22 protein-coding genes are annotated in these 25,842 nt (G+C 64.5%); 8 read left to right on the top strand and 14 right to left on the bottom strand.

Annotation, left to right across the window (positions count from 1 at the left end; all coding sequences use genetic code 11):
• Positions 1-4 precede the first annotated feature (4 nt).
• The 6 genes from AC1D09_RS07735 to scpA are packed head-to-tail and all read right to left on the bottom strand — an operon-like array spanning position 5 to position 6,807.
• On the bottom strand, positions 5-691 hold the full coding sequence (locus tag AC1D09_RS07735) for a YwqG family protein (protein WP_477662979.1): 687 nt from the start codon (positions 689-691) through the stop codon (positions 5-7).
• Positions 692-698: 7 nt separating this feature from the next.
• Positions 699-2,231 carry an acyl-CoA carboxylase subunit beta gene (locus tag AC1D09_RS07730; protein ID WP_477662978.1) on the bottom strand — a complete coding sequence of 511 codons (1,533 nt, stop codon included), beginning with the start codon at positions 2,229-2,231 and terminating at the stop codon, positions 699-701.
• 29 nt (positions 2,232-2,260) lie between these two features.
• The gene (locus AC1D09_RS07725) at positions 2,261-3,133 is read right to left on the bottom strand and encodes an alpha/beta hydrolase family protein (RefSeq protein ID WP_477662977.1); all 873 of its coding nucleotides are present in this window, start codon (positions 3,131-3,133) and stop codon (positions 2,261-2,263) included.
• Positions 3,130-4,158 (bottom strand): methylmalonyl Co-A mutase-associated GTPase MeaB, encoded by a 1,029-nt coding sequence (meaB, locus tag AC1D09_RS07720; RefSeq protein WP_477663016.1) that lies wholly within the window; start codon positions 4,156-4,158, stop codon positions 3,130-3,132. Before meaB ends, AC1D09_RS07725 begins: the two co-directional genes overlap by 4 nt.
• Positions 4,158-4,679 carry a GNAT family N-acetyltransferase gene (locus tag AC1D09_RS07715; RefSeq protein WP_477662976.1) on the bottom strand — a complete coding sequence of 174 codons (522 nt, stop codon included), beginning with the start codon at positions 4,677-4,679 and terminating at the stop codon, positions 4,158-4,160. The genes meaB and AC1D09_RS07715 overlap by 1 nt, the downstream gene beginning before the upstream one ends.
• A complete protein-coding gene (scpA, locus tag AC1D09_RS07710) occupies positions 4,642-6,807 on the bottom strand; it encodes a methylmalonyl-CoA mutase (protein WP_477662975.1) in 2,166 nt (721 codons plus the stop codon). The genes AC1D09_RS07715 and scpA overlap by 38 nt, the downstream gene beginning before the upstream one ends.
• A gap of 209 nt (positions 6,808-7,016) precedes the next feature.
• On the opposite strand from scpA, the gene AC1D09_RS07705 reads away from it, so the two are divergent.
• A complete protein-coding gene (locus tag AC1D09_RS07705; RefSeq protein WP_477663015.1) occupies positions 7,017-7,652 on the top strand; it encodes a GntR family transcriptional regulator in 636 nt (211 codons plus the stop codon).
• 17 nt (positions 7,653-7,669) lie between these two features.
• Here AC1D09_RS07705 and AC1D09_RS07700 read toward each other — a convergent pair whose 3' ends face one another.
• The 5 genes from AC1D09_RS07700 to dusA form a co-directional block, all read right to left on the bottom strand.
• The gene (locus AC1D09_RS07700) at positions 7,670-9,241 is read right to left on the bottom strand and encodes a SpoVR family protein (protein WP_477662974.1); all 1,572 of its coding nucleotides are present in this window, start codon (positions 9,239-9,241) and stop codon (positions 7,670-7,672) included.
• Positions 9,238-10,512, bottom strand: coding sequence for a YeaH/YhbH family protein (locus AC1D09_RS07695; protein ID WP_477701064.1), 1,275 nt, complete (start codon positions 10,510-10,512; stop codon positions 9,238-9,240). The genes AC1D09_RS07700 and AC1D09_RS07695 overlap by 4 nt, the downstream gene beginning before the upstream one ends.
• A 53-nt stretch (positions 10,513-10,565) precedes the next feature.
• Positions 10,566-12,488, bottom strand: coding sequence for a PrkA family serine protein kinase (locus AC1D09_RS07690; protein ID WP_477662973.1), 1,923 nt, complete (start codon positions 12,486-12,488; stop codon positions 10,566-10,568).
• Between the two features lie 452 nt (positions 12,489-12,940).
• Positions 12,941-13,888, bottom strand: coding sequence for a DMT family transporter (locus tag AC1D09_RS07685; protein ID WP_477662972.1), 948 nt, complete (start codon positions 13,886-13,888; stop codon positions 12,941-12,943).
• Positions 13,881-14,939: a tRNA dihydrouridine(20/20a) synthase DusA gene (gene dusA / locus AC1D09_RS07680; RefSeq protein WP_477662971.1), complete on the bottom strand. Its 1,059-nt coding sequence runs from the start codon at positions 14,937-14,939 to the stop codon at positions 13,881-13,883. The genes AC1D09_RS07685 and dusA overlap by 8 nt, the downstream gene beginning before the upstream one ends.
• A 187-nt stretch (positions 14,940-15,126) precedes the next feature.
• Between dusA and AC1D09_RS07675 the strand changes: the two genes are divergently transcribed.
• The 5 genes from AC1D09_RS07675 to AC1D09_RS07655 all read left to right on the top strand — a co-directional run bounded on the left by AC1D09_RS07675 (position 15,127) and on the right by AC1D09_RS07655 (position 20,008).
• On the top strand, positions 15,127-16,947 hold the full coding sequence (locus tag AC1D09_RS07675; protein ID WP_477663013.1) for a M14 family metallopeptidase: 1,821 nt from the start codon (positions 15,127-15,129) through the stop codon (positions 16,945-16,947).
• A 339-nt stretch (positions 16,948-17,286) separates the two neighbouring features.
• Positions 17,287-17,682, top strand: coding sequence for an RNA-binding protein (locus tag AC1D09_RS07670; RefSeq protein ID WP_477662970.1), 396 nt, complete (start codon positions 17,287-17,289; stop codon positions 17,680-17,682).
• 415 nt (positions 17,683-18,097) lie between these two features.
• A complete protein-coding gene (locus AC1D09_RS07665; protein WP_477662969.1) occupies positions 18,098-18,607 on the top strand; it encodes a cupin domain-containing protein in 510 nt (169 codons plus the stop codon).
• Between the two features lie 24 nt (positions 18,608-18,631).
• Positions 18,632-19,351 (top strand): glutathione binding-like protein, encoded by a 720-nt coding sequence (locus AC1D09_RS07660; RefSeq protein ID WP_477662968.1) that lies wholly within the window; start codon positions 18,632-18,634, stop codon positions 19,349-19,351.
• Positions 19,352-19,387: 36 nt separating this feature from the next.
• Positions 19,388-20,008, top strand: coding sequence for a DsbA family protein (locus AC1D09_RS07655; protein ID WP_477662967.1), 621 nt, complete (start codon positions 19,388-19,390; stop codon positions 20,006-20,008).
• Positions 20,009-20,012: 4 nt separating this feature from the next.
• Here the strand turns inward: AC1D09_RS07655 and AC1D09_RS07650 are convergent, their stop codons facing one another.
• A complete protein-coding gene (locus tag AC1D09_RS07650; RefSeq protein WP_477662966.1) occupies positions 20,013-21,347 on the bottom strand; it encodes an aminotransferase-like domain-containing protein in 1,335 nt (444 codons plus the stop codon).
• A gap of 94 nt (positions 21,348-21,441) precedes the next feature.
• On the opposite strand from AC1D09_RS07650, the gene AC1D09_RS07645 reads away from it, so the two are divergent.
• Positions 21,442-22,059, top strand: coding sequence for a DJ-1/PfpI family protein (locus tag AC1D09_RS07645; protein WP_477663012.1), 618 nt, complete (start codon positions 21,442-21,444; stop codon positions 22,057-22,059).
• Positions 22,060-22,063: 4 nt separating this feature from the next.
• On the opposite strand, the gene AC1D09_RS07640 is transcribed toward AC1D09_RS07645, so the two are convergent.
• Positions 22,064-23,773: a cation:proton antiporter domain-containing protein gene (locus AC1D09_RS07640; protein WP_477662965.1), complete on the bottom strand. Its 1,710-nt coding sequence runs from the start codon at positions 23,771-23,773 to the stop codon at positions 22,064-22,066.
• A gap of 268 nt (positions 23,774-24,041) precedes the next feature.
• Here AC1D09_RS07640 and AC1D09_RS07635 point away from each other — a divergent pair, with 268 nt between their 5' ends.
• Complete coding sequence (locus tag AC1D09_RS07635) at positions 24,042-24,884, top strand: hypothetical protein (RefSeq protein WP_477662964.1); 843 nt, start codon at positions 24,042-24,044, stop codon at positions 24,882-24,884.
• 83 nt (positions 24,885-24,967) lie between these two features.
• Here AC1D09_RS07635 and phbB read toward each other — a convergent pair whose 3' ends face one another.
• Positions 24,968-25,705 (bottom strand): acetoacetyl-CoA reductase, encoded by a 738-nt coding sequence (gene phbB, locus AC1D09_RS07630; protein WP_007866947.1) that lies wholly within the window; start codon positions 25,703-25,705, stop codon positions 24,968-24,970.
• Positions 25,706-25,842 lie beyond the last annotated feature (137 nt).

Genomic DNA, 25,842 nt, shown 5'->3' with positions numbered 1-25,842 from the left:
CGCTTCAGCGGTTGATAAACATGGAGTAAGTCGGTGGATTCTGTGAGTGATCAACGAACACATAGGCGGTGCCGTCCGAGCAGAAGTTGGCGACCTCGGCCGTGCCACCCCCTTCCAGTTCCACCCAGTTGTCGATTTGCAGCAGCATCCTGCCGGGCGGGCTTTGCTGCACACCGTTGGCCGTCCAATAGGGAACGCCACCGCTCTTGGTACGCCAGGCACTGGCCCAGTTGTGCGGATGTGCGATTTCGTCTGGCAACTCGAAATAGCGGGTGTTGTCGTAGAAGGCTTCTTCAAGCTCGGGCGGCGCGCCGTCGTCGTCAGCACGCCAGCCCACGACACCCAACTCGGACAGCACGGCCGGCGGCCCGTCCTTGGCGTCGGCGGGCGGCTCGGTCGCAAGCGCGCCCAGCTCGCTTTGCGGCACCGTGAAAGCGGTGTTGGCGCCGGCATCGGACTCCCAGAAGCTGCAGACGCTGTCCCACTCGCACTTGAACAGAAACAGCACTTCGCCTTGCGCGATCGGCAGCTCGGGCACGGCGGCCGGCAGCTGCGCAAGATGGCTCATGGGCCGCCCGCACTCCTTGCAGGCGGGCCAAAGGCGCGCGGGCAGCCCCCAGGGCAGGCCGCCCAGCTTGGGCACCAGGCCGGTCGCCGCGCCTTCGCGGAATCGGGGGTAGTGGCTGATCACGGCGCGCTCACAGCGGAATGTTGCCGTGCTTGCGCCACGGGTTCTCGATCTTCTTGTCGCGCAGCATCACCAGCGAGCGGCAGATGCGCTTGCGCGTTTCGTGCGGCAGGATCACATCGTCGATAAAGCCGCGCGCGCCGGCCACAAAGGGGTTGGCGAAGCGGGCCTTGTATTCGGCTTCCTTGGCGGCCAGCTTGGCCGGGTCGCCCTTGTCTTCGCGGAAGATGATCTCCACCGCACCCTTGGCGCCCATCACGGCGATCTCGGCGTTGGGCCAGGCGAAATTGACATCGCCGCGCAAATGCTTGGAGGCCATCACGTCGTAGGCGCCGCCATAGGCCTTGCGTGTGATCACGGTGATCTTGGGCACGGTGCATTCGGCGTACGCGTACAGCAGCTTGGCGCCGTGCTTGATGATGCCGCCATATTCCTGGCTGGTGCCGGGCATGAAGCCGGGCACGTCGACAAAGGTGATCACCGGGATGTTGAAGGCATCGCAAAAGCGCACAAAGCGCGCGGCCTTGATGGAACTCTTGATGTCCAGGCAGCCGGCCAGCACCAGCGGCTGGTTGGCGACGATGCCCACGGTCTGCCCTTCCATGCGGGCGAAGCCGATGATGATGTTTTTCGCGTATTCGGGCTGTATTTCGAAGAAGTCGCCGTCGTCCACCGTCTTGACGATGAGCTCCTTCATGTCGTACGGCTTGTTCGGGTTCTCGGGCACCAGCGTGTCCAGGCTCAGGTCCATGCGGCCGGCCGGGTCGGCGCTGGGACGCACCGGGGCTTTTTCGCGGTTGTTCAGCGGCAGATAGTTGTAGAGGCGGCGCAGCATCAACAGCGCCTCGACGTCGTTCTCGAAGGCCAGGTCGGCCACGCCGCTGCGGGTGGTGTGGGTGGTGGCGCCGCCCAGCTCCTCGGCCGTGACTTCTTCATGGGTCACGGTCTTGACGACCTCGGGGCCCGTGACAAACATATAGGAGCTGTCCTTGACCATGAAGATGAAGTCGGTCATGGCCGGCGAATACACCGCGCCGCCGGCGCTGGGTCCCATGATCATGCTGATCTGCGGAATCACGCCGCTGGCCATCACATTGCGCTGGAACACGTCGGCATAACCGCCCAGCGAGGCCACGCCTTCCTGGATGCGGGCGCCACCCGAATCGTTAAGGCCTATGACGGGCGCGCCCACCTTCATGGCCTGGTCCATGACCTTGCAGATTTTCTCGGCATGGGCCTCGCTCAAGGCGCCGCCGAACACGGTGAAGTCCTGGCTGAAGACAAACACCAGGCGTCCGTTGATCATGCCGTAGCCGGTGACCACGCCGTCGCCGGGAATCTTGTTGTCCTGCATGCCGAAGTCGGTGCAGCGGTGCTCGACAAACATGTCCCACTCTTCAAACGTGCCTTCGTCCAGCAGCAGCTCCAGCCGCTCGCGCGCCGTGAGCTTGCCTTTGCCGTGCTGCGCGTCTATGCGCTTCTGGCCGCCGCCCAGGCGGGCCGCGGCGCGTTTCTTTTCGAGTTCTTCAAGGATTTCTTGCATGGTGTGTTCCGCTATTTGGACGAAAAAATTTACCGGGCTGGTTCAAACAAAAGGCGCGCGGCGGCCTGGCTCATGCGGCGCGAGTCGTGCCCCACGCCCGGCACGGTGACGCGCTCCCAGGCCAGCGGCGTTCCCAGCTTCTGCGCCTGCGCCTGGGCCTGCGCGAAGAAGTTGCTGCCGCGCTCGAAGCGGTTCACGCCCTGGGCCGTGGCCTGCCTGGCCTTGGGCAGGTTGGCTGCGTCGGTCTGGATGTCGGCCTCGCCGAGCAGCACGACCAGCTTGCGCGCGAAGACCTGCTTAAGCTTGTCCGGGCTGACGATGCTTTCGTTCAGCGCATAAGGAAACTTGTCGTCCATAAGGCCGGGGTAACTGGGCATGGTGTAGCTGCCGGCATTGGCCGCCACCGCGACGGAAACGCGCGGCGCCTCCGTCAACAGCATGAAGCGGTGCACAAACTGCCCGCCCGCCGAATGGCCGAACAGCAGGTAGTCGGTGGCCGACAACCCCTCATCGGCACGGACAAAATCAAACAGGTGCTCGACGATCTGGAAGGACCACTGGCTGCGGTCACGGCTTTCAATGCCGCCCATGTTGAACAGCCGCGAGGAAAACCGCGCCTCGTCGAATTCCGGGGCCAGCACGATGAGCTTGTTTTTCTCGGCAAAAGGCAGCCAGTTGTCGCGCATGCGCGAGCCTTGGCGCTCGGCGCCGTGGATCACCATCATTACCCTGGCATCGGGCCCGGCGCTACGCGCCTTGTAGTAATACACGGTGACAGGCTTGTCCGCGAAAAAGCCTTTGTCGGTGAAGACAAAGCTGCCCGGCTCGCCGGCCGCCATGCCGCCGGCCCAGGCGATGCAGGCCTGCAGAAGCAGCGCGCAAAGAACGAGTGTCTTTTTCATGCTTTCCCTCCTTTGGCCGCCAGGGCCAGCAAGCTGCGTGCGGCAGTGGATGCCGCGACTTCGCCGCGCGCCACCTCGGCGATGAGGCCGGGCAAGCGCTCGCGCACCTGCGGGTCCTGGCGAAAGGCCTGCTTGAGCCCCGCGTCTATGCGCTCCCACATCCAGGAAAGCGACTGCTGCTGGCGCCGCGCGGCGAACTGGCCGTTGGCGGCCTGCAGGTCCTTGAACCGCGTCACGGCCGCCCAGAACAGGTCCACGCCCTTGTTGTGCAGCGCGCTGAGCTGTATCACCTGCGGGTGCCAGTTTTTGTCGAAATTGGCGGCCTGCTCGCTGCTCATGGCGTTGTTGACCAGGCCGAACAGGCGCATGGCCGAAGTGATCTGGGCTTCGGCCCGCATGGCCGCATCGGCGTCGATGTCGGCCTTGTTGATGATGACCAGGTCGGCCAGCTCCATCACGCCCTTTTTGATGGCCTGCAGGTCGTCGCCGGCATTGGGCAGCTGCATCAGCACAAACATGTCGGTCATGTTGGCAACGGCGGTTTCGCTCTGGCCCACACCCACGGTTTCCACAATCACCACGTTGTAGCCGGCGGCTTCACAGACCAGCATGGCTTCGCGCGTTTTTTCGGCCACGCCGCCCAGGTTGCCGCTCGAAGGGCTGGGCCGGATGTAGGCGCGTTCATGCACCGAGAGCTTTTCCATGCGGGTCTTGTCACCCAGGATGGAGCCGCCCGAGACGGAGGAAGAAGGGTCGACGGTGAGCACCGCGACGCGATGGCCTTGCGCAATCAGGTACAGGCCCAGCACCTCGATAAAGGTGGACTTGCCGACGCCGGGTACGCCGCTGATGCCCAGTCGCATGGCTTTGCCGGTGTGCGGCAGCAGGGCCGTGAGCAGTTCGTCGCCCTGGGCGCGGTGGTCGGCACGCGTGGATTCGAGCAACGTGATGGCCTTGGCGATCGCACGGCGCTGGGCCATGGCGTCCGGGCCCAGGATGGCCTGGAGGAAATCAGGCGCGGCCATCACGCCACGCGCTCCGCTGCGGGCCATTCGTAGTGCAGGTCCACGCCCTCTTCGCCTCGCAGCACAAAACCGTGGCGCAGATAGAAACGGTTGGCGTCGCTTTCTTTCAGCGCGGTCAGCTTGACGGCCAGGCCGCGCTCGCGCGCCTGGGCCAGCACCTGGCGCAGCACCCACGAACCTATGCCCTGGCCGCTGGCGCTGCTGCGCAGGTAAAGGTGGTCAAGCCGCAGGGCCATTTCACCTGCGGCGCCTTCGGGCTTGAGCGTGAAAAAACCCACGCGCTGGCCGTCCAGCAGGATGTGCTGCATGTAAGCCGGAAAAAAGCCTGCCGCCAGCCGCTCGCGCGAGCGTGCCAGGTCAAAGCGGCCGACGCGCTCCAGGCTGGGCCGCATCGCGTCTATGCGCAAGGCCAGCATGTCCTCGAAGTCAGCGGCAACAACCGGCTGCAGGGACAGGCGCACACGGATGTCGGTCACCGCCGGCTCACTTCGCAACAGCGGCGCGGATCTGTTCCAGCACATCCTTGGCGCTGGCCGGGATCGGCGTGCCCGGGCCGTAGATGCCCTTCACGCCGGCCTCGTAAAGCATGTCGTAGTCCTGGCGCGGGATTACACCGCCCACAAACACGATGATGTCGTCAGCGCCCTGCTTCTTGAGCTCGGCGATGATGGCCGGCACCAGCGTCTTGTGGCCGGCAGCCAGCGTAGAGACGCCCACCGCATGCACGTCGTTTTCAATCGCCTGGCGGGCGCACTCTTCGGGTGTCTGGAACAGCGGCCCCATGTCGACGTCAAAGCCCAGGTCGGCGAAAGCCGTGGCCACCACCTTGGCGCCACGGTCGTGGCCGTCCTGGCCCAGCTTGGAGATCATCACGCGCGGGCGGCGGCCCTGCTCTTCGGCAAAGGCATTGATTTCGGTCTTGAGGGTTTCCCAGCCTTCGGCCGAGTCATAAGCGGCAGCGTACACACCGGTCACCTTTTGTGTATCGGCGCGGTGGCGCCCGTAGACTTTCTCGAGGGCATCGCTGACCTCACCCACCGTGGCGCGCAGGCGCACGGCCTTGATGCTGAGGTCCAGCAGGTTTCCATTGTTGTTTTCGGCCGCCGCCGTCAAGGCGTCCAGCGCGGCCTGAACCGCCGTATTGTCGCGGCCGGCCTTGATGGCCTTGAGCCTTTTGATCTGGCCTTCGCGCACGGCCACGTTGTCGATGTCTCGCGCCTCGATGGCGTCTTCGGTTTTGAGCTTGTATTTGTTGACGCCGACGATGACGTCCTTGCCGCTGTCGATGCGCGCCTGCTTTTCAGCCGCGGCCGCCTCGATCTTGAGCTTGGCCCAGCCGCTGTCCACGGCTTTCGTCATGCCGCCCATGGCCTCGACTTCCTCGATGATGGCCCAGGCGGCGTCGGCCATGTCCTGGGTCAGCTTTTCCATCATGTAGCTGCCGGCCCAGGGGTCTATCACCTGAGGGATGTGGGTTTCCTCCTGGATGATGAGCTGGGTGTTGCGGGCGATGCGGGCGCTGAACTCTGTGGGCAGGGCAATCGCTTCGTCGAAGGAATTGGTGTGCAGGCTTTGCGTGCCGCCGAAGACAGCAGCCATGGCCTCTATGGTGGTGCGCACCACGTTGTTGTAGGGGTCCTGCTCGGTCAGGCTCCAGCCCGAGGTCTGGCAGTGCGTACGCAGCATCAGGCTTTTCGGGCTCTTGGCGTTGAAGCCCTTCATGATGCGGCACCACAGCAGGCGGGCGGCGCGCATCTTGGCGACTTCCAGGTAGAAGTTCATGCCTATGGCCCAGAAGAAGCTCAGGCGCCCGGCGAATTCGTCCACGTCCAGGCCCTTGCCCAGCGCGGTTTTTACGTACTCTTTCCCGTCGGCCAGGGTGAAGGCCAGCTCCAGCGCCTGGTTGGCGCCGGCTTCCTGCATGTGGTAGCCCGAGATCGAGATCGAGTTGAACTTGGGCATGTTCTGCGCCGTGTATTCAATGATGTCGCCGATGATGCGTATGCTGGGCTGGGGCGGAAAGATATAGGTGTTGCGGACCATGAACTCCTTGAGGATGTCGTTCTGTATGGTTCCGCTCAGCTTGTCCTGGCTCACGCCCTGCTCTTCGGCCGCCACCACATAACCCGCCAACACCGGCAGCACCGCGCCGTTCATGGTCATGGAGACGCTGACCTTGTCCAGCGGGATCTGGTCGAACAGTATCTTCATGTCCTCGACCGAATCGATGGCCACGCCAGCCTTGCCCACGTCGCCGGTCACGCGCGGGTGGTCGCTGTCGTAGCCGCGGTGCGTGGCCAGGTCGAAGGCCACCGAGACACCCTGCCCGCCGGCGGCCAGCGCCTTGCGGTAGAAGGCGTTGGACTCCTCGGCGGTGGAAAAGCCCGCGTACTGGCGAATCGTCCACGGCCGCACCGCGTACATGGTGGCCTGCGGGCCGCGAATAAAGGGCTCAAAGCCCGGCAGCGTGTTGGTATGGGGAAGGTCTTTGACGTCCTCGGCGGTGTACAGCGGCTTGACGCTGATGCCGTCCGGCGTTTGCCAGTTGAGCGCGCCCAGGTCGCCGCCGGGCGCCGACTTGGCAGCTGCCTTGGCCCAGGCCTCAAGACTGGCGGCGGGAAATTCAGGTTCGGGATGGGGCTTGGACATGGGATGGTGTTTACCGTACAGGGCTTGGAGCCAGGGCTGCGATGCCAGCAGCATAGGCTCAAGCCGAGGTGAATACATGAATCGGGGGCAAGTTTACATCATTTATAATTATTGATGCAAAATTCAGTTTGAGTTAAGATAGCGCCAGCGCTGACAGGAAGCAGCGCCCGCTGAAGCTTCCTGCCCCACCCAAAAAACACCCTATGTCCATGGCCGCCGTGTCCCTGACTCCCCGAGCGCTTTATGAAGAAGTCGCCGAGCTCTTGCGCCAGCGTATTTTCAGCCGCGAGCTGGCGCCGGGCAGCTGGATAGACGAGCTCAAGCTGGCCGAGGAATACGGCATCAGCCGCACGCCGCTGCGCGAGGCCCTCAAGGTGCTGGCCACCGAGGGCCTGGTCACCATGAAGGTCCGGCGCGGCGCTTATGTGACGGAAGTCTCCGAACGCGACCTGGCCGACGTCTACCACCTGCTCGCCCTGCTCGAAAGCGACGCGGCCGGCGTGGTGGCCACCCAGGCGACGCCGTCCCAGCTCAAGGAACTGCAGGGCCTGCACGAGGAACTTGAAAAAGCCGCCGGCAACCGCGAGCGCTTTTTCGAGATCAACGAGGCCTTTCACATGCGGCTGCTGGAAATCGCCAACAACCGCTGGCGCGACCAGATGGTGGCCGACCTGCGCAAGGTGATGAAGCTCAACCGCCACAACTCGCTGCTCAAGAGCGGCCGTATCGAAGAGTCGCTGGCCGAGCACCGCGCCATCATGCAGGCCCTGGCCGCGCGCGACGCCGAGGCCACCGCGCAGCGCATGCGCGAACATTTCAGGAACGGGCTGGAAGCGGCAGCCTGACAGGCCCAAGGCAGGCGTCAGGCCTGCGGCTGCGCCTCCCAGTGCTGCACCACCTTGCCGTGCTTGTCCACGCTTTCAAGCAGCACGCGAAAACCCCAGAGGCGCGCAACATGCTTGATCACTTCCTGGACGTCGTCGGTGAGCGTCCTGTCGTTGTGGCGGCTGTGGCGCAGCGTCAGTGAGCGGTTCCCGCGCACGTCCACGTCCCAGACCTGGATGTTGGGCTCGCGGTAGTTCAGGTCATGCTGGCGCGACAGCGCCTCGCGCACATGCCGGTAACCGTCGGCGTCGTGGATGGCCGCCACCTCCAGCTCAGGCTGGCCGGCATCGTCCACCACGGAAAAAAGGCGGAACTCGCGTATCAAATGGGGCGACAGGTATTGCCCGATGAAACTCTCATCGCGGAAATGCCGCATCGCGTAATCCAGCGTCTCCCGCCAGTCCGAGCCCGCGACATCCGGCAGCCACAGCCGGTCTTCATCCGTGGGCGACTGGCAAATACGCTTGAGGTCGGTGAACATGGCAAACCCCAGCGCATAGGGGTTGACGCCGCTATAGGCCGGGTGTGTCACCGGCGGCTGGTAAATGACGTTGGTGTGCGACCGCAGGCATTCGATCATGAATCCGTCGGTCAGCAAGCCCTCTTCGTACATGGTATTGAGCAGCGTGTAATGCCAGAACGTGGCCCAGCCCTCGTTCATGATCTGGGTCTGGCGCTGCGGGTAAAAGTACTGGCCTATCTTGCGCACGATGCGGATCACCTCGCGTTGCCAGGGCTCCAGCAGGGGCGCATTTTTTTCGATGAAATACAGGATGTTTTCCTGCGGCTCCGGCGGAAAACGGCGACTGGGCTTTTCTGCCGGCTTGTCGGCTGATCTGGGCACCGTACGCCACAAGTCGTTGAGCTGCTGCTGCAAATAGGCCTCGCGGTCCTTGCGCCTGCTCTCTTCTTCCGCGAGCGACAGCTTCTGCGAGCGCTGGTAGCGGTCCACGCCATGGCTCATCAACGCATGGCAGGAGTCCAGCAACTGTTCGACGGGCTCCCAGCCGTGGCGCTCCTCGCACTCGCTGATGTAGGCCCGCGCGTAGACCAGGTAATCGATGATGGCGGCGGCATCGGTCCACATCTGGAACAGGTAGTTGCCCTTGAAGAAGGAGTTGTGGCCGTAGCAGGCATGGGCCATCACCAGCGCCTGCATGGGCATGGTGTTTTCTTCCATCAGGTAGGCGATGCAAGGGTTGGAATTGATCACGACCTCGTAAGCCAGCCCCATCTGGCCGCGGCGGTAATTTTTCTCCGTCGAGATGAACTGCTTGCCGAAGGACCAGTGCCGGTAATTGACCGGCATGCCCACCGACGCATAGGCATCAATCATCTGCTCGGCGGTGATGACTTCAAGCTGCACCGGATAAGTGTCCAGGCCGAAGGACTTCGCCGTCCGCGCAATCTCGCCGTGGTAGAGCTCGATCAACTCGAAGGACCAGTCGGACGGGCTGGGCAGGCAGGCGCGCCGGCGCCCTGTACCGGATACACCGGACAAGCCCGGGGCCGCGACTTCGGCAGGCTTTTTCGCACTGGTCTTTGTCATGGCTTGACGCCTTTTTTGAACAGTTCCCTGAACACCGGAAAGATCTCGTCGGCGGCGGCGACTTTGCGCATCGCGAAGTTCCGGTTGTCCTCCTGCACCTGGGTGTACTCCTCCCAGAGGTTCTGGTCTTCTTCACCGACCTGGACATAGGCGAAATACCGCGACACCGGCAGCAGCTTGCCGACCAGCAGTTCGCGGCAGCGGGCCGAATCCTGGTGCCAGTTGTCGCCGTCCGAAGCCTGGGCGCCGTAAATGTTCCAGTCGCCTGGCGGGTAGCGCTCCTGGATGATCTGGTGCATCAAGGCCAGGGCACTGGACACCACGGTGCCGCCGGTCTCGGTCGACTGGAAGAACTCTTCTTCGGACACCTCGGTCGCCTGGGTGTGGTGGCGGATGAAGACGACGTCTGTCCTCTCGTAATGCTTTTTGAGGAACAGGTACAGCAGGATAAAAAACCGTTTGGCGATGTCCTTGCGTGTTTCATCCATCGAGCCCGAGACATCCATCAGGCAGAACATAACCGCCTTGGCGCTGGGCTGCGGTACCCTGACCCGGTTGCGGTAACGCAGGTCGAAGGGGTCAAAAAACGGGATGGTCTTGAGCCGCCGGCGAAGCACGTCGATCTGCGTTTTCAGGGCCAGAATCTCGCCCGGCAAGGCGGGCGCCCCGCGCTCGGCCAGCGCCAGCTGCGCCTCCAGCTCATGCAATTGCCGCCGGGTTTCCCCGCCTATGGCGATGCGCCGGCTCAGCGCCACCCGCAGCGAACGCACGATGTGCAGGTTGGTCGGCGTTCCGTCCGAGATGAAACCGGCGCGGCGCGACTTCCATTCCGGCGCATCGGGCAGAAGCTGGGTGCGAATCAGGTCGGGCAGCGCGAGGTCGTCAAAGAAATACTGCATGAACTCTTCGCGCGTGATGCGAAAGACAAAGTCGTCTTCGCCTACGCCGTCGGGGCTGGCCTCGCCGCCCGAGCCGCCGCCGCGGCCACCCTGCGGCTTGGCGATGCGGTCGCCGCGCACGTATTCGCGGTTGCCGGGATGCACGCTCTCGCGCGTGCCGCCGGTGTGCTCAAACACCGGCTGGTACACGTCGCGCCGCGGCAGGGTGACGTCTTCGCCCTGTTCGATGTCATGGATGCTGCGGCCGGCGACGGCGCGGCGCACGGTATCGCGTATCTGCTCGCGAAAGCGGCGCAGGAAGCGCTCGCGGTTGCCTATGGACTTGTTCTTGCCCGACAACCGCCTGTCAATGACTTGCTGGAGCACGGTGATCTCCGGTCAGATACACATGACACATGGCGCACCCGCCGCGGCGCGCCATGGACTCAGGAACTCTTGCGCACCCGCAGGTACCAGTCGCACAGCAGGCGGACCTGGCGCGTGGTGTAGCCCTTGGCGACCATGCGGTTGACGAAGTCCTCGTGTTTTTGCTGCTCGTCCGCGCTGGCCTTGGCGTTGAAGGAAATCACCGGCAACAGGTCCTCGGTATTCGAGAACATTTTTTTCTCGATCACGGTCCTCAGCTTTTCATAGCTGGTCCACAAGGGGTTCTTGCCGGCATTGTTGGCGCGCGCGCGCAGCACAAAATTGACAATCTCGTTGCGGAAGTCTTTCGGGTTGCTGATGCCGGCCGGCTTCTCGATTTTTTCGAGCTCGGCATTGAGCGCCGAGCGGTCGAAAATTTCCCCGGTATCGGTGTCACGGTATTCCTGGTCCTGGATCCAGAAATCGGCATAAGTCACGTAGCGGTCGAAAATATTCTGGCCGTATTCCGAATAGGACTCCAGGTAAGCCGTCTGGATTTCCTTGCCGATGAACTCGGCATACCGCATGGCCAGGATTTCCTTGATGTAGGCCAGGTACTTCTGCTCGGTCTCCGGCGGGAATTGCTCACGCTCTATCTGCTGCTCCAGCACATACATCAGGTGCACCGGGTTGGCCGCGATCTCGGTGGAGTCGAAGTTGAACACCTTGGACAGGATCTTGAAGGCAAATCGCGTCGAGATGCCGTTCATGCCCTCGTCGACGCCCGCGTAGTCGCGGTACTCCTGGTAGCTCTTGGCTTTCGGGTCGGTGTCCTTGAGGTTTTCGCCGTCATACACCTGCAGCTTGCTGAAGATGCTGGAACTCTCGGGTTCCTTCAGGCGCGTCAGCACGGCAAACTGCGCCATCATCTTCAAGGTGCCGGGCGCACAGATGGCCTCGCGCAGCGAGGAGTTGTGAATCAGTTTTTCATAGATCCGGATTTCTTCCGACACGCGCAGGCAGTACGGAATCTTGACGATGTAGATCCGGTCCAGGAAAGCCTCGTTGTTCCGGTTGTTCTTGAAGGCCTTCCACTCGCTTTCGTTGGAGTGCGCCATCACGATGCCGTCGAAGGGAATGGCGCCGAAGCCTTCCGTGCCCTTGAAGTTGCCCTCCTGGGTGGCTGTCAGCAAGGGGTGCAGCACCTTGATGGGTGCCTTGAACATCTCGACAAATTCCAGCAAGCCCTGGTTGGCCAGGCACAGGCCGCCGGAATAGCTGTAGGCATCGGGATCGTCCTGGGCATAGGTTTCCAGTTTGCGGATGTCGATCTTGCCGACCAGCGAGGAAATGTCCTGGTTGTTCTCGTCCCCGGGCTCGGTCTTGGAAATGGCGCATTGCTTCAGGATGGAAGGAAAGCGCTTGACCACGCGAAAACGCCGGATGTCGCCGCCGTATTCCTCGAGGCGCTTGACCGCCCACGGCGACATCACCCGCTGCAGGTAGCGCGGCGCAATGCCGTACTGCGCTTCGAGCAGGGGGGCGTCCTCGGTGTTGTTGAACAGGCTGAGCGGCGACTCATTGACCGGCGAGCCTTTCAGCGCATAAAAGGGCACCTGCTCCATCAGCTGTTTAAGCCGCTCGGCGATCGACGACTTGCCGCCGCCCACGGGGCCCAGCAGGTACAGGATTTGTTTTTTCTCTTCCAGGCCCTGCGCGGCATGGCGGAAGTAGGAAACCACCTGCTCGATGGGATCCTCCAGGCCGTAGAAATCCTTGAATGCCGGGTAAATCTTGATGACCTTGTTGCCGAACACGCGCGACAGGCGCTGGTCGTGCCGGGTATCCAGCAGCTCCGGCTCGCCGATGGCAGCGAGCATGCGCTCGGCCGCGGTGGCATAGACGAGGGGATCTCGCTTGCAGGCATCGAGGTAGTCCTCGATGGACAGTTCCTCTTCTCGCGTCTGTTCATAACGCGTCAGAAAATTACGGACGACATCCATAAATCCTCCTTTGCGCGCGGGTACCGAAGAACCCCGACTCGAGATGGAAACCTGCTCCAGATTCCGCGCTATGCATCGAACTTTTGTCTCACACCAGCTGACTGATAGATCGAGACTTCAATGGAAAGTTCCAACGAACTATCGACTCCATTATTTTCCAAATGCGCGAATAGGTACAGCGTATTTTTTAACGAATGCGACTGATGTGTATGCGTGTGTGCACATGCCGGTAGCGGTGTGCGCTTGTCATGCCGGCCGTTGAGCTTGCTATATTTTCAATAGCTGATCATGCAGATGATCAGACAGCTCCGGGAGATTTTGTTGAGAACGCGATTTGCTTGCCGCTATCCATTTCAAGATGCGGCCGCATTCAAAAGACAAAACTCATGCACACACGTTGCGCGAACAAACAGCAGGACGCAAGCCGAAGTCGCCAACGCGTGTCAGGAATTTCAAGTTCCTTCTGTCAGTATGGGCCTTGAATGTTTTTTCGTCAGCCCCTTGCCGGCGCCCGTTACAAAAAATACGCCGGGCAAGATCAATGCAGCGCCCACCGCGTGGTGCCAGCCCAACGGTTCGCCCAACACACCCCAGGCGGCCAGCCCCGCATACAAAGGCCCGAGATACAGCGACACCGCCACGCGGCTGGCGCCCAGGATTTTTTGCGCCCAGCCGTAAATCCAGTAGGCGCCCAGCCCCGGCACAATCGCGGCCACCACAATCAGCCACAGGCCGTAGCCGGTCAGCGGCAAGGCTTGCGGCCGTGACATTTCCCACACCGTCAAGGGAAGCAGCACCAGGGTGCCACCTATGCAGATGGCGGCCAGGCGGGCCGTGGCGCCCAACGGGCTGGGCCACTGCTTTTGCAGCAAGGCATAAGCCGCCCAGGACACCGTGGCGGCCACGATCCACAGGTCTCCGGCCGAGAACTGCACGCCGGCCAGCGCGGTCCACTGGCCTTTGACCACCACATGCACCACGCCGGCAATGGCCAGCACCACGCCCAGGCCCTGGCGCAGGCTCAGGCGCTCGCCCAGCCAGACCACCGCGCCCAGGCCTATCAGCACCGGCGAGGCCGAATAAATCAGCGCGATGTTCATCGCCCCCGTGGAACGCGCCCCCTGGTAAACCCAGGCGCCGCAAATCACCATGCCCAGGGTGCCCAAGACCAGGTACTGCCACCACATCTTGGCGATGTGGCCGCGCTCGCGCCACAGCTCGGACCGGGTCAGCAGCAGCAGGAGCAGCGCCGCCAGGCCCCAGCGGCCAAAAGCCAGTAGATAGGGGCCTATCACGCCCGGCGCCTTGCGCGCCACGATGTAGTTGACCGTCCATAGCGCCGGCACCAGCCAGAGCAGGGCCAGCGCCCGGCGCGCCTGTTTTTGTGCGGAATCAGGCATGGGCCATGGTGGCGGCATCGGCCAGCGCCGATGGCGATACAGCCGGCATTTCATGCGCCAGCGCCATCACGGCATGCGGCGGCATATCGCGCAGGCGATGGTCGCTCCAGACCTGGCGCCAGCGCCGCGCGCCTGGCAGGCCGTTGCGCAGGCCCAGCATGTGGCGCGCGATGGCGCTCTTGGGCGTGCCATGCTCGGCGGCCTCGCGCACCATGTAGTCGCACATCTGCGACTCCACGGCCTCGCGGCTCAGCGGGGATTCGGCGGCGCCGAAGAATGCGCTGTCCCAGGACGCCAGCCACCAGGGGTTGTGATAGGCCTCGCGGCCTATCATCACGCCGTCAAGCGCGGCCAGGTGCCCGGCCACCTCTTCCTGCGTGTTGATGCCGCCGTTGATGCAAATCCCCAGGTACGGAAATTCGCGCTTGAGGCGGTGCACGAGTTCATAACGCAGCGGCGGGACCTCGCGGTTTTCCTTGGGCGAAAGGCCCTTGAGCCAGGCGTTGCGGGCATGCACGATAAAGACCTTGCAGCCGGCCTCGCTGACCGTGCCCACAAAGTCGCGCACAAATTCGTAGCTCTCGCCCTTGTCGATGCCTATGCGGTGCTTCACGGTGACCGGCACGTCCACCACGTCGACCATAGCCTTCACGCAATCGGCCACCAATTGCGGCTCGGCCATCAGGCAGGCGCCGAAGGCGCCGCGCTGCACGCGTTCACTGGGGCAGCCGCAGTTGAGGTTGATTTCGTCATACCCCCATTGCTCGCCCAGCCTGGCGCACTGCGCCAGGTCGGCCGGTTCGCTGCCGCCCAGTTGCAGGGCCACGGGATGCTCTTCGGCATTGAAGCGCAGGTGGCGCTCCACGTCGCCGTGGATCAGTGCGCCCGTGGTCACCATCTCGGTGTAGAGCAGGGCATGGCGCGACAGCAGCCGGTGGAAGTGGCGGCAATGCCTGTCGGTCCAGTCCATCATGGGGGCCACGCTCAGGCGCCAGGGATGTCCGGCGTCCGGAGAGTGCGAGAAAGAAGGGGTGGAAACCGCAAGAGGCATGGCGACATTTTCCCAGAAAGGCCGCGGCCCGCGGCGGCAAGGGTTTTGCGCCGGCGCCGGCGGCGCCGTTACATGTGCGGGCAACCGCCATTTTTCATCAAACCACCACGCGGCCGGGGCGGCAAGCCGGGTAATATGAGCGCTCCATTCTTTGTAGCACCAGGCCATGCTTGAGACGCAAAAATCCATGACGACCACCATGCCGCGAACCCGGACCACGCAACGCCCCGCCCCCTACGTTCACCGCCTGCGCCCGCTGGCCCTGCTCGCGCCGCTGGCCCTGCTGGCTGCCTGCACCTCGGTTCCGCTGCCGCCATGGACACCGCCTTCGGCACAGCCCGCCGTTGTCGCTCCGGCTCCCGCCGCGCCGCGCCCGGCCCCGCCGGCTGCCGTGCAGGTAACGCCCGTACCGGCAGCCCCGGCCGTGCAGCCCTCCCCGCCCGCCGCCCAGGGCGAGGCGCCCGCCCCTTACAGCGCCGCCGTTGCCGCCCGCTTCCCGGCGCCTTCGGTGACCTACAACACGCCCGGCCTGCAGGCAGGCCGCAGCAGCTTCACCACCCAGGCCGAAATCCAGGCCTGGCTGCGCGAACAGGCAGCGGCCGCCACGCGCACGCCGGGCCTGCGGGCCAGCGTGCTGCCGATAGGCCGCTCGCAGCGCGGCGAAGCGCTGGAGGCGCTGGTGCTGACGCGCGCCGGCGGCACGGACCCGGCCGTCATGCAGGCCGCCGGCAAGCCCACGGTGCTGCTGGTCGGCCAGCAGCACGGCGACGAGCCGGCCGGCAGCGAGGCGCTGCTGGTGATTGCGCGCGAACTCGCGCAGGGCCTGCTGCAGCCGGCGCTCGAGCGCATCAACGTGGTCATCGTTCCGCGCGGCAATCCCGACGGCGCCGCCATCGACCAGCGCGCCACCAGCGGCGGCCTGGACATGAACCGCGACCACCTGCTGCTGAACACACCCGAAGCCCAGGCATTGGCCCGGCTGGCCCGCGACTACAAGCCGACTGTGGTGGTCGATGCCCATGAATACACGGTGGTGGGCCGCTACCTGCAGAAATTCGGCGCGGTGCAGAAGTTCGACGCGCTGTTCCAGTACGCCACCACCGCCAACCTGCCCGAGTTTTTGACCAAGGCCGCCGAAGAGTGGTACCGCCGCCCGCTGCTGGCCGCGCTCAAGGGCCAGAACCTCAGCAGCGAGTGGTACTACACCACCTCCGGCGACCTGGCCGACAAAAAAATCTCCATGGGCGGCACGCAGCCCGACACCGGCCGCAACGTGAACGGGCTGAAAAACGCCATCAGCCTGCTGGTCGAGACGCGCGGCGTCGGCATAGGCCGGCTGCACATCCAGCGGCGCGTGCACACCCAGGTCACGGCCATCACCAGCGTGCTGGCCAGCACCGCCCAGCGCGCCAATGAATTGCAGCAGCTGCGCCCCTACCTCGACAAGGAAGTCAGCGCCCAGGCCTGCAAAGAGCAGGCCATCGTCGAAGCCGCCCCCACCGCCGCCCAGTACGAACTGCTGATGCTGGACCCTGTCACCGGCGCCGACAAGGCCCTCAGCGTGGACTGGGATTCCGCGCTCGCGCTGCGCACGCTGAAAGCCCGGGCCCGTCCCTGCGGCTACTGGCTGTCGGCCGCGTCCACCGTGGCCGTCGACAGGCTGCGCCTGCACGGCGTGCAGGTCATGCGTGTGGCCGAGCAGGGCTCCATGCTGGGCGACAGCTACCGCGAAACGGCCAGCACCTCGGGCGAACGCCAGGACGTGCGCGGTACCATCGCCGACGGCAACGCCATCATCAAGGTGCAGGTCAGCCTGGCGCGCGGCGTGGTCGACGTGCCGCGCGGCAGCTACTACGTGCCGCTCAACCAGCCCATGGCCAATCTCGTGATCGCGGCGCTGGAGCCCGACACCCAGAGCAGCTTTTTCGCCAACCAGCTCCTGCAAGGGCTGCAAAGCACGGTGCGCGTGATGGCCGAGCCCAGTGTCAAGCTTGAAGAGCTGAACTAGGAATCAGGCCCCCACGGTCGCTCACTGCGTGTAGCTCCCTGCCCCCCGAGGGGGCCGCCCGCCTGCGGTCTGGCAAAGCCAGTCCCGCGGCTCATGCTGAGTTGAAGAGTTCTTTGATCGCGATCGGCGATGGAGTGTCTTGCCAGCGGGGGCCACGGGTCCGGCTTTGCCGGCCCCAGGCGCCGCCCCTTGAGGGGGAACAGGCTACACGCAGTGAGCCTGGACGGGGGGATTGACGTTCACGTCTTACAGGAAGAGGATGTAAGCGCTGACCGGAAATACCCAGTTTCCGCGCCTTAATGATTCGTTATTGCAACGCAATGCATGAAAGGACTCGCCATGAAGCACTTTGAGCTGACCAAAAAAATGCTCAGTATGGGCGGTGTGTTTTACCCCACCGGATACGCCTTCATCATGTTCCCGGACGCCGAAGACGCCAGACATGTGGCGCACGAGCTGGAAGTGGCCAGCGACGGCGTCATGCTGCTGACGCCCGAAGACATCATCGCCGACATCAGCCGCGCCGACGGCCATTCGGACGTGCGCCTGCCGCGCGTCGGCACCGAAGGCGCCACCGTCCACAAGTATGTGGACCTGGCCCGCGAAGGCCACCATGCGCTGATGATTCCCGTGCCCAACAAGGACGCCACGGAGCGCATCATGGAGGTGGTGCGCAAAGTGCCTTTCTCTTACGCGCAGAAGTACCACAGCCTGGCCATCGAAGACCTCGAATAGAGAGGCTGCCCCGCAAGATGCGGGGGCAATCCTTGCCGATTGAAAGCCCTGGCGGGTTAAGAACCTGTTTACGGTCTAAACGGGACCGCGTTGGGGTGCAATCGGGATGAGTGGGCCGACCGGGCACGCCGCATGGGCTAATGCCCATGCAAGGGCCTGGGTGGCTCAATCGCCCGACCGCCCAGCCGGCCGGCCGGCTGGGCGTCGTGCGGCTGCCCCAACGGGGATGCAAACGCGACCGCGTTTGCGTCACCCCAACCCGGAGGGCAAACCCTTTCTCGGGCGGTCTGCGGCGTTGCGGCGCTAGCCCATAGGTGAACTATGGGCGCCGCGCCGCGCCTTGCATCCCATCTCGAGAAGGGGTTTGCGCGGCCCCGTTTAGACCGTAAACAGGTTCTCAGGCACACTGCGCCTCATGCCATCGACACCGACGCCCCGCACCCGGCAACTGATTGAACAGCTGCAACTGCAGCCCCACCCGGAAGGCGGCTGGTACCGCGAGGTGTTCCGCTCCGCGGGCCAGGTCATGCCGCAGGACGGCAGGCCCGCGCGCAGCGCCCTGACCTCGATTTATTTCCTGCTCGAAACCGCGCAGCACTCGCGCTGGCACCGCGTGCTGTCCGACGAGGTGTGGGTGCACCTGGAAGGCGCGCCGCTGGAGCTCTGGACCTGGGACGCGGCGGACGGCCGCCTGCACAGCGCCGCCCTGGGCCCCGTGAGCGCCGCCGCCCTGCCCCAGCATGTAGTGGCGGCCGGCTTGTGGCAGGCCGCCAGGCCCAGGGCCGGTGATGCCGCGGGCTACACACTGGTGGCCTGCATGGTCGGGCCGGGCTTTGATTTTTCGGACTTCAGCATGATGGCGCCGGGCGGCAGCGAAGCGCGGCGTCTCGCCGCCGGCCACCCGCAGCTGGCGTACCTGACCTGACGCACTTCACTTTGGAGGATTCCCATGATTGACCTGCACTACTGGCCTACGCCCAACGGATGGAAGATCTCCATCATGCTGGAGGAATGCGGCCTGCCCTACCGCCTGCACCCCGTCAACATCGGCAAGGGCGAGCAGTTCGCGCCGGACTTCCTGGCCATCAGCCCCAACAACCGCATGCCGGCCATCGTCGACCATGCGCCCGCCGGCGGCGGCGCACCCGTGGCGGTATTTGAAAGCGGCGCCATCCTGCTTTACCTGGCCGAAAAAAGCGGCCGTTTCCTGCCCACGGGCCTGCGCGAGCGCTACCAGGCCCTGCAGTGGCTGATGTGGCAGATGGGCGGGCTGGGCCCCATGGCCGGGCAAAACGGCCACTTTCTTTTGTACGCGCCCGAGAAAATTCCCTACGCCATAGACCGCTACGGCAAGGAGGTGGACCGCCTTTACGGGGTGCTCGATGCGCAGCTGGCACGCACGGGCGCGTTTGTGGCCGGCGCCGATTATTCCATTGCCGACATGGCCATCTTCCCCTGGGTACGCACCCACAAGGCGCAGCAGGTGGACCTGCAAAAATTCCCGCATGTGCAGCGCTGGTACGACGCCTTGTTCGAGAGGCTGGCCGTCAAACGCGGGCTGGACCTGGGCAAGGAGCTGCGTGCGCCGGCCCTGACCGAAGAGGCGCGCAAAGCCTTGTTCGGCCAAACTTCGCAAAGCGTGCGCGAGGGCGCGCACAAGATGTCCTGACCTCCCCCACAAAAAACAGCCCCCAAGAGACACACCATGATTGAATTTTTCTTCGACTGCTCCAGCCCCTGGACCTATATCGCCTTTCGCAACATCCAGCCGCTGGCGGCCGAACTCGAGGAGACCATCAACTGGAAACCCGTGCTGGTGGGCGGCATCTTCAACAGCGTCAACAAAGGCATTTACGCGGCGCGCGAAGACATGGACACGCCCAAGAACCGCTACATGCTCAAGGACGTGCGCGACAACGCGCGCGAAGCCGGCCTGAAGATCGCCTTCCCGCCCAAAATATTCCCGGTCAACAGCGTCAAGGCCATGCGCGGCTGCCTGTGGATTGCGCAGGATGCCGCGGCGCAGCCGCATTACCTCGCTTTCATCGAAGCCACTTTCGCGGCCTATTTCACGCGCGAGGAAGACATCTCGCAGGACGAGGTGCTAGCCGCGATTTGCCGGCAGGTGGGCATTGATGCCGAGGCTTTCCTGGCAGGCATCGCCCGGCCCGACATCAAGGAGCAACTCAAGGCCAACACCGACGAAGCCATACGCCGCGGCGCCTTCGGCTCGCCCACCTTTTTTGTGGGCGAAGACATGTATTTCGGCAACGACAGGCTGGCACTGGTGCGCTCGGCCGTGCTGCGGGCCAGGGCGAAGAACTAGGGCCTCACCAGGCTTGCGCGTCTACCGCGTGCCTGACTTTTTGCAGCGCCTCGCGCAGCGTTTCCAGCCCCACCGATCCCAGGGCCAGGCGGATGGCATGCGGCACCTGGGCGGTGGTCGCGAAGGCTTCGGCCGTGGACACCGATATCCCCTCGCGCATGAGCGCCGCGGCAAGCTTGTCGGCCCGCTGTTCCTCCGCCATCGGAAGCCAGACGAAATAAGAGGACGGATGGCGCACACAGCGCAGCCCCGCGAAGACCTCGGCGGCAATCGCCTGGCGGGCTTCAGCGTCGCTGCGTTTTTCCGATTCGAGGCGGGCGACCGTGCCGTCTTCCAGCCAGCCGCAGGCCAGCGCCGTCATCACGCCGGGCGTATTCCAGGTGCTGGCCCTGATCGCACGCTCCAGCCTGGGAACGTCCCCAGCCGGTGCGGCAACAAAGCCGACACGCAAGCCGGTTGCCACACTCTTGGAAAGCCCCGACACATAAACCGTAATTTCGGGGGCCAGCGCCGCCAGCGGGGCTGGCGGGTCCTGGGCGAGAAAAGCATAGGCCGCATCCTCGATGATGAGCAGGCCATGCCGCCGGGCAATGGCCACCAGCTGGCGCCGGCGGCTCGGACCCATGACCCAGCCCAGGGGGTTGTGCAGCGTCGGCATCGCATAGACGGCGCGTACACGCCGGCGCCGGCACAGGCGCTCCAGCGCGTCCAGGTCGGGGCCGTTGCCGGCCGCCGGAATCGGCGCGAGCTCCAGGCGATGCGCTTGGGCCAGCACCTTGAAGCCCGGATAGCTGAGCGCATCGGCCGCGACCACATCGCCCGGCTGCAGCAGCGCCATGGCGGTGATGGCCAGGCCTTGCTGGGCGCCGTTCACAATCACCACCTGGTCCGCACTCACACTTAAGCCCCGGGATGCGAGGTGGCGCGCCATGGCCGCGCGCTCATGCGGGCGCCCTCCGTGCGGCTGGTAGCGCAACAGGGCCTCCAGGTCGCCGGAGGCGGCGAGCTGGCGCAAGCCCTCTCGCAGCAGCTCGGCCTGGCCCGGCAGCGACGGGTAGTTGAAATTCAGGTCCACCATGCCCGAGGCCACGACGTGCTGGTCTATGCCCAGTTCGCGCGCAAGCGTGCTCTCCCGCACAAAGGTGCCGCGGCCGGTTTCGCCGCTGACCAGACCCATGGCCCCGAGCTCCGCATAAACGCGCGTCGCCGTCACCAGCGCCAGGCCATGCTCTTCGGCAAGCCCGCGGTGGGTGGGCAGGCGCGTGCCCGGCGGCAGTCGCCCCGCGCGAATGTCCGCTGCGAGCGTATCAACCAATTGTTTGTAGCGGGCCTGGGCCATAGGGCGATGTATCCATGACAATCATTTGATTGTATTGCGTAGCATGTCTACGATGGTTCCACCTGAATCCATACACCACGGAGAAACCGCCACCATGCACATCGCCATCCTCACCTTTGAAGGCTTTAATGAACTCGACTCGCTGATAGCGCTCGGCATCCTCAACCGCGTCAGGAAGCCGGGATGGCGCGTGTCGATTGCCAGCCCCACCGCGCGCGTGAAGTCCATGAACGGCGTGGTGCTTGAAGCGCAGGCATCGCTGGCCGAAGCCAGCGCCGCCGACGCGGTCATCGTCGGCAGCGGCATGCGTACGCGCGAGGTGGTGGCCGATTCGGCCTTGATGGCGCAGTTGCGGCTGGACCCTTCGCGGCAGTTGCTGGGCGCGCAGTGCTCGGGCACGCTGGTGCTGGCAAAACTCGGGCTGCTTGCCGGCGTGCCGGCCTGCACCGACCTGACGACCAAACCCTGGGTCGAGGAAGCCGGCGTCACCGTGCTGAACCAGCCTTTTGTGGCCAAGGGCAATGTGGCGACGGCCGGCGGCTGCCTGGCCTCGCAATACCTGGCCGCCTGGGTCATTGCCCGCCTGGTGGGCCTGGCGGAGGCGCACGGCGCGATGCATTACGTCGCGCCCGTGGGCGAGAAGGAAGACTACGTCGCGCGCGCGATGCGCAACATCAGGCCTTTCATCGACACGCCGCTCGCCACGGCCTGAGGCACTAGTGGCTTGCGTCCGGCGCTGCGGCCGCGCCGGAACGCTCCAGCACATGGCGCGTCATGGACTGCGCCAGCTCCTGCTCGCCGAGGAAGACCTTGCCGGCCTTCTCGCTGTCGAGCAGCCGTGCTTCGGCCTCGTTGTGGGTACGCACCACGATTTCAATGGCAGGATTGAGCGTGCGCGCCGTCGCCACCATCTGCCGCACGTCCAGGGTGTCGGGCGTGGCGATCACCAGCATGCGCGCCTGCGCGATATGAGCCTGCACCATCACTTCGGCTTCCACGGCGTCGCCTGACACGGCGGCCGTTCCCTCGGCCCGTAGCCGCTCCACCGCCTCGCGATTCTGCTCGGCCACCACAAAGGGGACGTGGTGCGCTTTGAGCGCCTCGGCAATGCGCCGCCCCACCCGCCCATAACCCACCAGCACCACGTGGTTGGACAGATATTTTTCGTCGGTGCTGGCCGGCAGTTCGGCGGTCGGGTCGTCGCGCGCCTCGAGCTTGCGCGCCAGCGGCGACTTCGCCAGTATCCATTGCTGCAGCGGCTGCACCGCCTTGAACACCAGCTGGTTGAGCGCGATGGAGATCAGGGCGCCGGCCAGCACCAGGCTTTGCCCCTCGGGCGGCAGCAGGCCCAGCGAGGCACCCAGGCCGACCAGGATGAAGGAGAACTCGCCGATCTGCGCCAGGCTGGCCGAGACCGTAAGCGCCGTGTTGAGCGGGTAGCGGAAAGCCAGCACCAGCGCGCCGGCCGCGAGTGTCTTGCCGACGATGATGATGGCCACCACGGCCAGCACCTGCAGCGGCCGCTCCAGCAGCACCCAGGGGTCGAAGAGCATGCCCACCGACACAAAAAACAGCACGGCGAAAGCGTCGCGCAGGGGCAGCGACTCCTCGGCGGCGCGGTGGCTGAACTCGGACTCGCGCATCACCATGCCGGCGAAGAAGGCGCCCAGCGCGAAGGACACGCCGAACAGCGCCGTGGCGCCGAAGGCGATGCTCACGGCGGCGGCCACCACGCACAGCGTGAACAGCTCGCGCGAGCCGGTGCGCTGTACCTGCCACAGCACCCAGGGGAAAAAGCGCCGCCCCACCACCAGCATCAGGACCACAAAGCCGCCCACTTGCAGCAAGGTGATGCCCAGCGTTTTCCACAGCGCGTTGACGTCGGCATCGACCTTGCCCGACAGCCAGCCGCCCAGCGGCGGCAGCAGCACCAGCACAAGCACCATGGCCAGGTCTTCGACGACCAGCCAGCCCACGGCGATGCGCCCGTTGACCGAATCGAGGATGCCGCGGCTTTCCAGCGCGCGCAGCAGCACCACAGTGCTGGCCACGGAAAGCGAGAGGCCGAACACCAGCGCGCCGCCCAGGTTCCAGCCCCACCAGTGCGCCAGGCCCATGCCCAGCGCGGTGGCCACCGTCATCTGCACAACGGCACCGGGCACGGCGATCTTGCGCACCGCCAGCAGGTCGTCGAGCGAAAAATGCAGGCCCACGCCGAACATCAGCAGCATCACGCCGATTTCGGCAAGCTGGCTGGCGATCTCCGCGTCGGCCACAAAGCCGGGCGTGAAGGGTCCGATGATCACGCCCGCCAGCAGATAGCCCACCAGCGCGGGCAAACGCAGCCGCACGGCAAGAAAGCCAAAGATCAAGGCCAGGCCCAGGCCGGCGGCGATGGTGCTGATCAGGGAGACGCTGTGGGGCATGCGGGAGGGATTCCTTTTAGAAAACGGTTAAGAGCCCATCAAGACTCCAAGGAAGGCCTGCGACGCAGCCCGGCAGGCGGGCTGTCCCCGTAGAACACGTCCGTTCAATTTACTACAGTTGCCTGGGCGCCCAGCTGCCAAATCCCCACGCGCCCGCGGGATGTTTGCGAGGGCTGGCCCCAGCAGGCCCCGGGACGGCAGCGTTGAAGCGCTTGCATTGAGGGTAAAACCAGGGGCCCGGCCGCAGGCCCATGCCTACAATGGCCGCATGCCGAACCCCACGTCTTCCGTCAAACGAAATCGGTGGATAGGCTACTGGTGGGCGCCCTTGACGCTGATCGCCCTGGCGCTGGCGGTGATCGCCTACCTGCATCCCTACCAGCCGCTGGCGCTCTCGGATCTTTCGCCCCAGGTGGTCGCCAACGCGGCCGCGCTGGACCCTTCGTTCGGCAAACCCGTCACGCGCTCATTCAAGTACGCCACCCGGCGCAGCTATTCCTCGCCGTCCGGCCAGCTGGAAGTGGAGATTCGCGTGACCCTGCAACCCATGGGAAACGGACTGGTCATGCGCCAGGACGACTGGTTCGACCTGGGGGGCCGCAGCGTGGTCTACCAGGAGCGCTACGTGCTGTTTCGCAACCTGTTTTCGGTGCACACGCGCAGCCGCGAAGTCGCGCCGCTGGTGCACGACCTGATGGGCCGGGTCGGTTGGTACAACGACTCGGTGCAAGCCCTCAAAAGCACGCAGGAAGGCGGAACGCCCGACGCAGCCGCATGGAAGCTGGACCTCACCATGGACAGGCTGTCCGACACCGACGGCAAGAGCCTGACGCTGCAGACCACGCGCTACCAGAGCAGCCGGCACTGCGAGCGTTCCGGGCAGGTGGACGGTTCAGCGATCGGCACCGGCTTCACCGGCTCCTACGCCAGGGTCAATTGCACCAGCCATGCCAGCGAGCAGGCCGCCGAGCGCCGCTCGGACTATGTCTGGCTGCCGGAACACGGCATCTTCCTGTCGTTGGGATTCCAGCAGGCGGCCGAAGCGACCGAGAAGCCCGGCACCGTGCTGGACGTGAAGGGACGCTATGTTTCTTTCGAGCCTCTGCCCTGAGTTTTTCGCGTCCTTCCTTCTTTGCGCTGAGCCATAAAAAAAACCCGCCGAGGCGGGTTTTTTACCAAGCGCCTGGAAGGCGATCAGCCCATGTGCAGGCCGCCATTGAGCGAGAAGTCCGCGCCGGTCGCATAGCCGCCTTCTTCGGACGCGATCCACGCAATGATGGAGGCGATTTCTTCGGGCTGGCCCAGGCGCTTGGCCGGCACACCCGCGACGATTTTTTCGAGCACGTCGGGGCGGATGGCTTTCACCATGTCGGTGCCGATATAGCCCGGGCTCACGGTGTTGACCGTCACGCCCTTGGCCGCGACCTCCTGCGCCAGCGCCATGGTGAAGCCGTGCAGGCCGGCCTTGGCGGTGGAGTAGTTGACCTGGCCGAACTGGCCCTTCTGGCCGTTGACCGAGGAGATGTTGATGATGCGCCCGAAGCCCGCTTCAATCATGCCCTCGATGACCTGCTTGGTCACGTTGAACATGCTGTTGAGGTTGGTGGAAATCACCGCGTCCCAGTCGGCCTTGCTCATCTTGCGGAACTGGCCGTCGCGCGTGATGCCGGCGTTGTTGACCAGTACCGACACCGGGCCGTGCTCGGCCTTGACCTTGTCGAAGGCCGCGACGGTGGAGTCCCAGTCGCCGACATTGCCCACCGAGGCGTAAAAGGTGTGGCCCAGCGCCTTCTGCTCATCGAGCCACTTGGCATAGTCGCGCGTGGGGCCGCAGCCCGCGATCACCGTGAAACCGTCTTTAGCCAGGCGTTGGCAGATGGCGGTTCCAATGCCGCCCATGCCGCCCGTGACGTACGCTACTTTTTTTGCCATTGCGATCTCCTTGATTGATTTTGTGAACTGTCTTTAACGCTTTTTAACTGCCTGAAAACCGTTGAATGTCCCAACGCGTGCCATGGCTGCGATCACTGCGTATGCAGGATGTGTGCCGGTTGGAGCATTGTGACCCC

The sequence above is a fragment of the Polaromonas sp. P1_A2 genome, from assembly GCF_056406895.1.
The sequence above is the reverse complement of the archived record's forward strand: the minus strand, read 5'-3'. Positions and strand labels throughout refer to the sequence as shown.